This window comes from Streptomyces sp. NPDC001508, assembly GCF_040298665.1.
In the GTDB taxonomy this organism is placed as follows: Bacteria; Actinomycetota; Actinomycetes; order Streptomycetales; family Streptomycetaceae; genus Streptomyces.
Genome location: NZ_JBEPAP010000013.1, coordinates 154,095 through 162,351 on the forward strand (window position 1 = coordinate 154,095; position 8,257 = coordinate 162,351).

The 8,257-nt window shown below is 71.4% G+C and carries 9 protein-coding genes and 3 pseudogenes; 3 read left to right on the top strand and 9 right to left on the bottom strand.

Annotation, left to right across the window (positions count from 1 at the left end):
- A pseudogene (locus ABT245_RS15505) lies at positions 1-316 on the bottom strand (FAD-dependent monooxygenase); the annotation flags it as partial.
- On the opposite strand from ABT245_RS15505, the pseudogene ABT245_RS15510 reads away from it, so the two are divergent.
- The 3 genes and pseudogenes from ABT245_RS15510 to ABT245_RS15520 all read left to right on the top strand — a co-directional run.
- Positions 289-537 (top strand): annotated as a pseudogene (locus ABT245_RS15510) (TetR/AcrR family transcriptional regulator); the annotation flags it as partial. The pseudogenes ABT245_RS15505 and ABT245_RS15510 overlap by 28 nt on opposite strands.
- 43 nt (positions 538-580) lie before the next feature.
- A complete protein-coding gene (locus ABT245_RS15515) occupies positions 581-1,093 on the top strand; it encodes a DinB family protein (protein ID WP_351733664.1) in 513 nt (170 codons plus the stop codon).
- A gap of 113 nt (positions 1,094-1,206) precedes the next feature.
- A complete protein-coding gene (locus ABT245_RS15520) occupies positions 1,207-1,671 on the top strand; it encodes a hypothetical protein (RefSeq protein WP_351733667.1) in 465 nt (154 codons plus the stop codon).
- Between the two features lie 29 nt (positions 1,672-1,700).
- On the opposite strand, the gene ABT245_RS15525 is transcribed toward ABT245_RS15520, so the two are convergent.
- From ABT245_RS15525 to ABT245_RS15560, 8 genes and pseudogenes are all read right to left on the bottom strand, one after another.
- On the bottom strand, positions 1,701-2,267 hold the full coding sequence (locus ABT245_RS15525; protein ID WP_351733670.1) for a hypothetical protein: 567 nt from the start codon (positions 2,265-2,267) through the stop codon (positions 1,701-1,703).
- A 139-nt stretch (positions 2,268-2,406) separates the two neighbouring features.
- Positions 2,407-3,090, bottom strand: coding sequence for a uracil-DNA glycosylase (locus ABT245_RS15530; protein ID WP_351733673.1), 684 nt, complete (start codon positions 3,088-3,090; stop codon positions 2,407-2,409).
- Between the two features lie 81 nt (positions 3,091-3,171).
- Positions 3,172-3,722, bottom strand: a pseudogene (locus ABT245_RS15535) (ABC transporter substrate-binding protein); the annotation flags it as partial.
- 112 nt (positions 3,723-3,834) lie between these two features.
- Positions 3,835-4,596, bottom strand: coding sequence for an SDR family oxidoreductase (locus ABT245_RS15540; protein ID WP_351733676.1), 762 nt, complete (start codon positions 4,594-4,596; stop codon positions 3,835-3,837).
- Between the two features lie 21 nt (positions 4,597-4,617).
- Positions 4,618-5,379 (bottom strand): 3-oxoacyl-ACP reductase FabG, encoded by a 762-nt coding sequence (gene fabG, locus ABT245_RS15545; protein ID WP_351733678.1) that lies wholly within the window; start codon positions 5,377-5,379, stop codon positions 4,618-4,620.
- A 158-nt stretch (positions 5,380-5,537) separates the two neighbouring features.
- Positions 5,538-5,954, bottom strand: coding sequence for a DUF3037 domain-containing protein (locus tag ABT245_RS15550; RefSeq protein WP_351733681.1), 417 nt, complete (start codon positions 5,952-5,954; stop codon positions 5,538-5,540).
- Complete coding sequence (locus tag ABT245_RS15555; protein WP_351733684.1) at positions 5,951-6,715, bottom strand: HipA family kinase; 765 nt, start codon at positions 6,713-6,715, stop codon at positions 5,951-5,953. Before ABT245_RS15555 ends, ABT245_RS15550 begins: the two co-directional genes overlap by 4 nt.
- A gap of 781 nt (positions 6,716-7,496) precedes the next feature.
- A complete protein-coding gene (locus tag ABT245_RS15560) occupies positions 7,497-7,910 on the bottom strand; it encodes a hypothetical protein (RefSeq protein ID WP_351733687.1) in 414 nt (137 codons plus the stop codon).
- Positions 7,911-8,257 lie beyond the last annotated feature (347 nt).

Genomic DNA, 8,257 nt, shown 5'->3' on the forward strand with positions numbered 1-8,257 from the left:
TGAGGACGACGGCGTCCTCGACGGCCTGGCTGCCGCCCTGGCCGAGGGCGGGCGGCCTCGCGTGCGTGGCGTCGCCGAGCAGCGCGACCCGGCCGCGGTGGTGGGCGGGCAGCGGCCCGGCGATGTGGTGGACGTCGTGCCGCAGGACGTCCTCGGGGCGGGCCGCGGCGATGACGGCGGGGCTCGGATGGTGCCGGCCGCCGAACCGGCGCAGGAGTTCGGCCTTCTCGCCGTCGGGTGCGGCACCCGCCGGCGGGGCGGGTGGCAGCGGGGCGCGGGGGCGGGTGGGCGGCGGAGGCCACTCGCCGCCCCGTCCTGCGGGCCTTCTACGACGCGATGCGCGCCGTCTTCCGGGACCAGCCGGCCGCCATGGCCGCCGCGCTGGGCTCGACCGAACCACAGCGGCACGCGCTGTCCCTGGTCGCCTGGACGGACGGGCTGATGTTCTCGTGCGCGGCCGGATCGTTCAGCGCGCCGAGCCTGGACGAAGCGCGGGCAGGGGTGCGGGAGTTGCTCGACGGGATGCCGGGCGGCGGAAAATCCGTGCCGACAGCGGGCCGGGCGGACCACAATGGCGGCCATGACGAACGAGCGCCGGGAACCGGCCCTGAACGCCGACGAGCGGACGATGCTGGAGGGCTGGCTCGACTACCACCGCGAGACCCTGGCCCTGAAATGCGCGGACCTGACCGACGCACAGCTGAGAACCGCCGCGGTCGCACCGTCCGAGCTGTCCCTGATGGGGCTGGTGCGGCACCTGGCCGAGGTCGAGCGGAGCTGGTTCCGCAGGGTGCTGGTGGGCGACGATGCGGGCCCGATCTACTACAGCGAGCAGGACCCGGACGGCGACTTCCACGTCACCGAGGCGGACACCTGGCAGGAGGCGTACGCCACCTGGCAGGGCGAGATCGAGACCTCCCGGCGCCACGCGGCCGGCTTCGGACTCGACGACCTCTCCAGGGGCGTGAGCCGGTCCTCCGAGGAACCGTTCAGCCTCCGCTGGATCTACACCCATATGATCGAGGAGTACGCCCGGCACAACGGGCACGCGGACCTGATCCGCGAGCGCATCGACGGTGCCACCGGCGAATGACGTCACCATGCGCACCGCCGCTTCACCCGCGCGGGGCGGGAGATCACCCGTGCGGGGCATCCTGCGCTCGCCCGTCGTCCCGATCGGGTGGCTGAAGCAGCAGAGTTGCGTGGGTGCATCGAACGACGACCGCCGCCGCGCTTCTGGTCACCGTGGCCGTCTCGGCCCTCTCCGGCTGTGTCACCGTCCAGCGCCCGCCGACCGCCGGGCCGCCGGGTACGGCACGGGCACAGCAGTCGGCGCCCCGGCCGGACGGCAGCGCCGAGCCCCGTGTGGTGCAGGCGCCGGCCCGGGAGGCGCTGGAGATGGTCGGCCCGTCCCGGCGTCCCGAGAGCAAGGAGCGGGTCGCGCCGAGCGCTCCGGCGGCATCGCCGTCGCCCCGGCAGTCCTCGTCGCCCCCCGCACGCCCCCGCCCGCAGCCGCACCGCACACCGGCCTCCCGGCCGCGCGCCGACGCCCCCGGGCGGTACCGGCCCGCCCCCGCGGCCCCGGACGTGTGCGCCCTGGGCAGACACTACGGCGGCTGGCACCCGGACAGCCCCGAGTTCCACATCTGCGAGCGGACGTACGGGCGTTGACGCCGGCGACGCCGGCGCCTAGGGCTGCCCTAGACGGAGTGCCGGGGTGGCGGTTCCCAGGGGCCGTCGTCGGGCGGGGGCGGGTCACCCAGGTGCAGGGCCAGTCGGCTGATCGCCGCCCGCACGCCGTCGCCGTAGCTATCGTCGGCGAGGGCCCCGGCCGCGCCGCGGGCCCGGCGCAGATGGCTGCGGGCCGCCTCGGTGCGGCCCAGCTTCACATAGTCGGCGGCGAGGTTGAGGTGCAGCGACGGGTAGAAGCCGCGGACCGCGCCCGCGGCGCCGTCCGGCCCGCCGCGCACCGTCTCCTGCGCCGTCTCCTGCGCCGCCTCCTGCGCCGGCTCCTGTGCCGCCTCCTGTGCCGCCGACAACGCCCTCAGGTCCCAGGCCAGTTCGTCCGAGGGATCGTCCTGTGTATCGGCCAGATAGTGCGCCAGCGTGCAGCGGTGCAGCGGGTCCCCGTCCTGCCCGACCTCCGTCCACAGGTCGAGCAGGCGGCGCCGGGCCTCCTCACGGTCCCCGCCGTGGTGCAGCATGACGACCTGCCCGATGCGGGTCAGTACGCCGTCCTGCGCGGCCTGTTCCTGTCGCTCCACCACGGCGCCTCCTCCGTCTCGTGGCCGCAGGCACCGCAAGCCGCCGCCGGCCGCCGCGCTCCCGTCCCACCCCGACGCTAACCGGGGGCACCGCCAATCCCGGTCAGGCGCCCCCGTACGGCACCGGCGCGCGTCGGCGCGGTCAGCCGAGGTCCGGGATCGTCCAGTCGACCGGCTCGTGGCCCTGCCGGGCGATCGCCTCGTTGATCTGCGTGAACGGCCGGGAGCCGAAGAACTTCTTCGCGGACAGCGGCGAGGGGTGCGCGCCCTTGACCACCACATGGCGGGTCTCGTCGATCAGCGGGAGCTTCTTCTGCGCGTAGTTGCCCCACAAGACGAAGACGGCCGGGTCCGGCCGCTCGGCCACCGCGCGGATCACCGCGTCGGTGAACTTCTCCCAGCCCTTGCCCTTGTGCGAGTTCGCCTCGCCCCCGCGCACCGTGAGGACCGCGTTGAGCAGCAGCACGCCCTGCTCGGCCCACGGCATCAGATAGCCGTTGTCCGGGATCGGCGTGCCCAGCTCCTCCTTCATCTCCTTGTAGATGTTCCGCAGGGAGGGCGGGGTCTTCACCCCGGGGCGGACCGAGAAGCACAGGCCGTGGCCCTGGCCCTCGCCGTGGTACGGGTCCTGGCCGAGGATGAGCACCTTGACCTTCTCGTACGGCGTCGCCTCCAGCGCGGCGAAGACCTCCTCGCGCGGCGGGTGGACGGGACCCTTCGCCCGCTCCTCCTCGACGAACTCGGTCAGCTCCTTGAAGTAGGTCTGCTGCAGTTCGTCGCCCAGAACCCCGCGCCAGGACTCGGGCAGCATGGCGGTGTCGGTCACGTCAACATCCTTATGGTGTGCGGTCACTTGCAGATCTCAGAACCTACAGGCGACCACTGACAATCGGTGCCGCGACCGCCGTCACCAGCCGGTCTTGCGGTGCAGCTCCCCCAGCATCGTGATCGTCGACGGGTCGAGCGCGCGCGCCGCCCGGGATGTCGTCGCCGGCCGCCGCGTACTGCCGTCCCTGCCACAGCGGCAGCAGCCGGGCGTCGTCCACCAGTATCCGCTGCGCCTCCTCGAACTGCTTCACCACGTTCGCGCGGTCGCTCTCGCGCCGGGACGCGGGCAGCAGTTCCTCGGTGATCCGGGGCGCCGGACAGGGCGTGCCGAGGGCGTTCTGCTCGCGGGCGGACGGGCGATGAAGTGGTCCGCGCCGGGGAATCCGGGGCACCAGCCCCGCCCGAACACCGGGTACGCGCCCTTCTGGCAGCCCACCCCATAGGTCTTCCAGCAGCCGCTCTCCAGGGTGATCGCGAACAGGCCGGAGTCCTCCAGCGCGGAATCCAGCGTGCTCGGCGCGCCGGTGGTCCCGGAGCCGTACCGGTCCGGTGGTGTACCAGAGGGTCAGCGGGATCCGCCCGGTGTTGTTCGCCGAAGACGTCGAAGAAGCCGGTGGTGTGGCCGGGAAGCGACGCTCTCGTGCGCCCGATCGCTACCCGCGCGGCGGTCCCCTCGCGCCCGGGTGCGGCGCGGTGACCCCTTCGCACCCGGATGCCGGCGCGGCCCGTGATCGCGCTGTGGTCAGCCGATGCCCGCGTTGAGGAAGATGCCGCCGTCCACGACGAGGGTCTGCCCGGTGATCCAGTCGGACTGCTCGCAGGTGAGGAACGCCGCCGCTCCCCCGATGTCGGTGGGCACGCCGAGCCGCCCGAGCGGGTAGGCGGCCGCGGCCTCCGCCTCGCGGCCCTCGTACAGGGCCTTGGCGAACCTGGTCTTAACGACGGCCGGGGCGATGGCGTTAACCCGCACCCGGGGCGCGAACTCGTGCGCCAGCTGCTGGGTGAGGTTGATCATCGCGGCCTTGCTGACGCCGTAGGCGCCGATGAACGGGGAGGGCGCGAGGCCCGCCACCGAGGCGATGTTGACGATCGCGCCGCCGTTGTCCTTCTGCCAGGCGTGCCAGGTCTTCTGGGCGAAGCCGAGCGCGGAGATCACGTTCGTCTCGAACACCTTGCGCGCGACGTCGAGATCGAGGTCGGCCATCGGCCCGAACACCGGGTTGGTGCCGGCGTTGTTGACCAGGAAGTCGACGCGGCCGAAGGCGTCCATGGCACGTTCCACGGCCTCGGCCTGGTGCGCCAGGTCATGGGCCTTGCCCGCGACGGCGACGACCCGGTCGGCACCGAGCTTGTCGACGGCTTCCTTGAGGGCGTCCTCGCCCCGGCCGGTGATACAGACCCGGTCGCCGCGCGCGACCAGTGCCGCGGCGACGCCGTAGCCGATGCCTCGACTGGCGCCCGTGACGAGGGCGACCTTGCCGGACGGCTCCGGGAGTTCAGTCATGTCCGTGTGCCTCATCGGTCCCTAGTCGAGCGGTCCGCCGGCCACGTACAGCACCTGGCCGGAGACAAAACCGGCGGCCTCGCCGGTGAAGAAGGCGATGGCGTTGGCGATGTCCTCGGGCTCGCCGACGCGCTGCACCGGGATCTGGGTGGCGGCGGCCGCCTTGAACTCCTCGAAGCCCATCTTGACGCGCTCGGCGGTGGCCTTGGTCATCTCGGTGGCGATGAAGCCGGGGGCGACGGCGTTGGCGGTGATGCCGAACCTGCCGAGTTCGATGGCGAGGGTCTTGGTGAAGCCCTGAAGGCCGGCCTTGGCTGCGGAGTAGTTGACCTGGCCGCGGTTGCCCAGCGCCGAGGACGAGGACAGGTTGACGATGCGGCCCCAGCCGGCGTCCACCATGTGCTTCTGGAGGGCCCTGGTCATCAGGAACGAGCCGCGCAGGTGCACGTTCATGACGGTGTCCCAGTCGGCCGTCGTCATCTTGAACAGCAGATTGTCCCGGAGCACGCCGGCGTTGTTGACCAGGATCGTGGGGGCGCCCAGTTCCTCGACGACGCGCGCGACGGCGGCCTCGACCTGCGCCTCGTCCGAGACGTCGGCGCCGATCGCGACGGCCCTGCCGCCGGCGGCGGTGATCTTCTCCACGGTGTCCTTGCAGGCCGCCTCGTCAAGGTCGATCACCGCGACCGCGCGGCCCTCGGCGGCCAGTCGTACGGCGGTGGCGGCGCCGATACCGCGGGCGCCTCCGGTGACCACGGCGACCCGCTGCTCAGTGGTGGACATTGCTGGTTCTCCTCGCCCTTGAGAAATCCTGGTCGGCAACCGGCCTACGGCTCCCACGGTACGCCCGCCCGATGAGCGACCGCTTAGTACCCTCGGTGGACGTGACGCTAGAAGCCCGGGCAGCCGGTGTCAACGGCACACCCGGTGCATGTGATCCATTACCTCACCAGGAGGTCCAGCAATCGCTCCGCCTCGGCCGCCGGATCCGTGGTGAGCCCGGTGTGCACGGGGCCGGGCTGCACCACCGTCGAGCGGGGCGCGATCAGCCAGCGGAAGCGCCGTCCCGCGTCGTCCCCGGCCGCCTGCCCGGCCGCCTCGCCACCGGCGCACACCCCTTCGATCGCGCGGAGCGCCGCCCGTACGCCGTCCGTGTCCGCGGCCGGGTCGAGCGCCAGCAGCCTGGCCTCGTCCAGCTGGATGCGGGCACCCACATACGCCCTGGCCCGGCAGTACACGACCACGCCCGCGTTGATGCACTCACCGCGCTCGACGCGGGGTACGACGCGCAGCACGGCGTACTCGAAGACGTCACGGCCGCCGCCCTGGCCCGGCCTGATGATGTGCCGCTCGGTCACTTGGCCCCCTCGATGCCGGTGATGCGCTGGTGGATGTCGGCGGCCCGGGTGAGGAGCGGCCGTGCGTAGGCGCGCCGGAGGTCGTCCGGCGTGTCGAAGCCGGGCTCGTCGGCGAGCCAGGCATCGGGGATCTCGGCGGTCACCTCGGCGAGCAGGTCCGCGGTGACCAGGGGGGCCAGCGTGGCGGCGGCCGCCGCGACGTCCGGTGCGAACCGGGCCAGGGCGTGGTCCGAGGCGTCGTACGGGCGGGCGGCGGAGGAGTCGGCGCCCGGCCAGTTGTGGTGCCAGATCAGGGTGGCGCCGTGGTCGATGAGCCACAGGTCGCCGCGGTGCATCAGCAGGTTGGGGTTGCGCCAGGAGCGGTCGACGTTGTTCACCAGCGCGTCGAACCAGACGATCCGCCCGGCCTCCCCGGGGTCCACGGCGAAGGCCAGCGGGTCGAAGCCGAGCGCGCCGGAGAGGAAGTCCATCCCGAGGTTGGTGCCGCCGCTGGACCTGAGGAGTTCCTGCACCTCCCGGTCGGGTTCGCCGAGCCCCAGCACCGGGTCGAGCGCGAGCGTCACCAGCGGGGGCACCCGGAAGCCGAGCCGGCGCGCCAGTTCCCCGCAGACCACCTCGGCGACCAGGGTCTTGCGGCCCTGGCCCGCCCCGGTGAACTTCATGACATAGGGATGGAGGTCGTCACCCTCGACGAGCCCCGGCAGCGAACCGCCCTCACGCAGCGGCGTGATATAGCGGATCGCGGTGACCTCAGGCAGCATTTTCCCAGGTTACACGCCTACTTGACCTTCCAATCCGCGAACAACCTCGCACCCCTGCCGCCCAGGAAGCCGGCCACGACCAGCCCTGGGGAGAACCTGGGGAGTTTCCGCCCGCATCCCGATCTCTCTCCCCCCGAGCAGCCCGTCGATGGCGGTGCGCTTCTCTGCCGGCCTCGGGCATGAAGTGAGCGTGCACGTCGCGCCGGGCGCTGAAGGTGAGGTGCCGGGTGTAGCAGCGGCGCCCCACGCGCCGGCCGGGAGGCCACCACCGGTGGTTACGCATGCTCTCAGGCCGAGTGCTCGTCTGTGTGAGGAAATCAGGCGGAAAGCAGCGCCTGGCGAGAGCACAAGGTGGTGCGGGACGGAGTCCACGCAGAATTCCTCGATCAGCGCCCGCAGACCGATGGCCGCGGTGCCTGTCACGTACGGCCGACCGATCCCGGTTGAGAGTTCCTGAAGGCGGTGGGCGACCGGAGCCAGACACTGGCCCCGAGGCAGGGCAAGAACCGACCTGGATGATCGTTGAGTTCGATCACCACCCGAGCGGAGTGCGGGTGCTGTGGCCACAGGACACCGGCCGTTGAACGGCGAGCACCGGGCCGTACGCGCAACGTCGCCGAGCTGCGCAAGGCCGGGGTGGCTGTCGTCTGCGAGGACGGCCAGGGCCCCGGATTGGTGCCCCACGCCGCCCGGCAAGGCAACCTCGGCACTCACACCCGTGGGAGACCGCCCTCGACGCCCCCGAGACGGGGCAACGCGTCGCGTCAGTCCCCGACCTTGCTTAGCTCTGCCATGCGGCCGTGCACAGGCTACGGCGTGTGCTGCCGTCGAAGTTCGCCACCTGCACCGTCCAACGCACCATACCGTCGTTGCTCTGAGCCCGGCCGTACCAGTCTTTCCAGTTCGGATGGCCGTCGTAATTGTGGTGCCAGGGCCAGTAGGTGGTACTTCCGATGTAGTTCTTGGTGACGAAGCGAATGGCTGGGTGACGTCCGTCCCGTTTGGTGTCCAGGACTGCCAGATGCAGGGGATCCACCAGAGTCGGGTCCTGCGGGGTGCCCTCCCAGTAGCCACGAGCCCCGTCATCACTCGTCAAGCAACCCGAACTCTCCGCCGCCTCGGCGGGGGTAGCCACCGCGACGGCCAGAAGGAAGGCGGCTGCTCCTGTGGCGAGCATGCCCGTTCTGCGTTTCATAGAGCCTCCATACGTCGAATGCAAGGTCGTATGAGCCAAGGATCCCGTGTGCGTCGCTGTCAGTCGTTAGCGCACAGTCCACTGATTCTCAGCGGGGTGTCCACTCGGCCGGGTCGGTCCGACGTTGTTCGCCAGGGCCTGCCACTCCACTTTCGACGCTGAGTTTTACCGTGACCGCGACACCGTCGAGCGACCGAGCAACCGACTGAAGGACTGGCGCGGCATCGCCTTCTTGGAATTGCGTCCACTCACTGAGGTTTTCTCGACGGAGATCATTTCCAGATTCCGTTGAGGACGAGTGCGGCGCGGGCTATGTCGCCGATCCGGCTGGGGCTGAGCGAGACGTG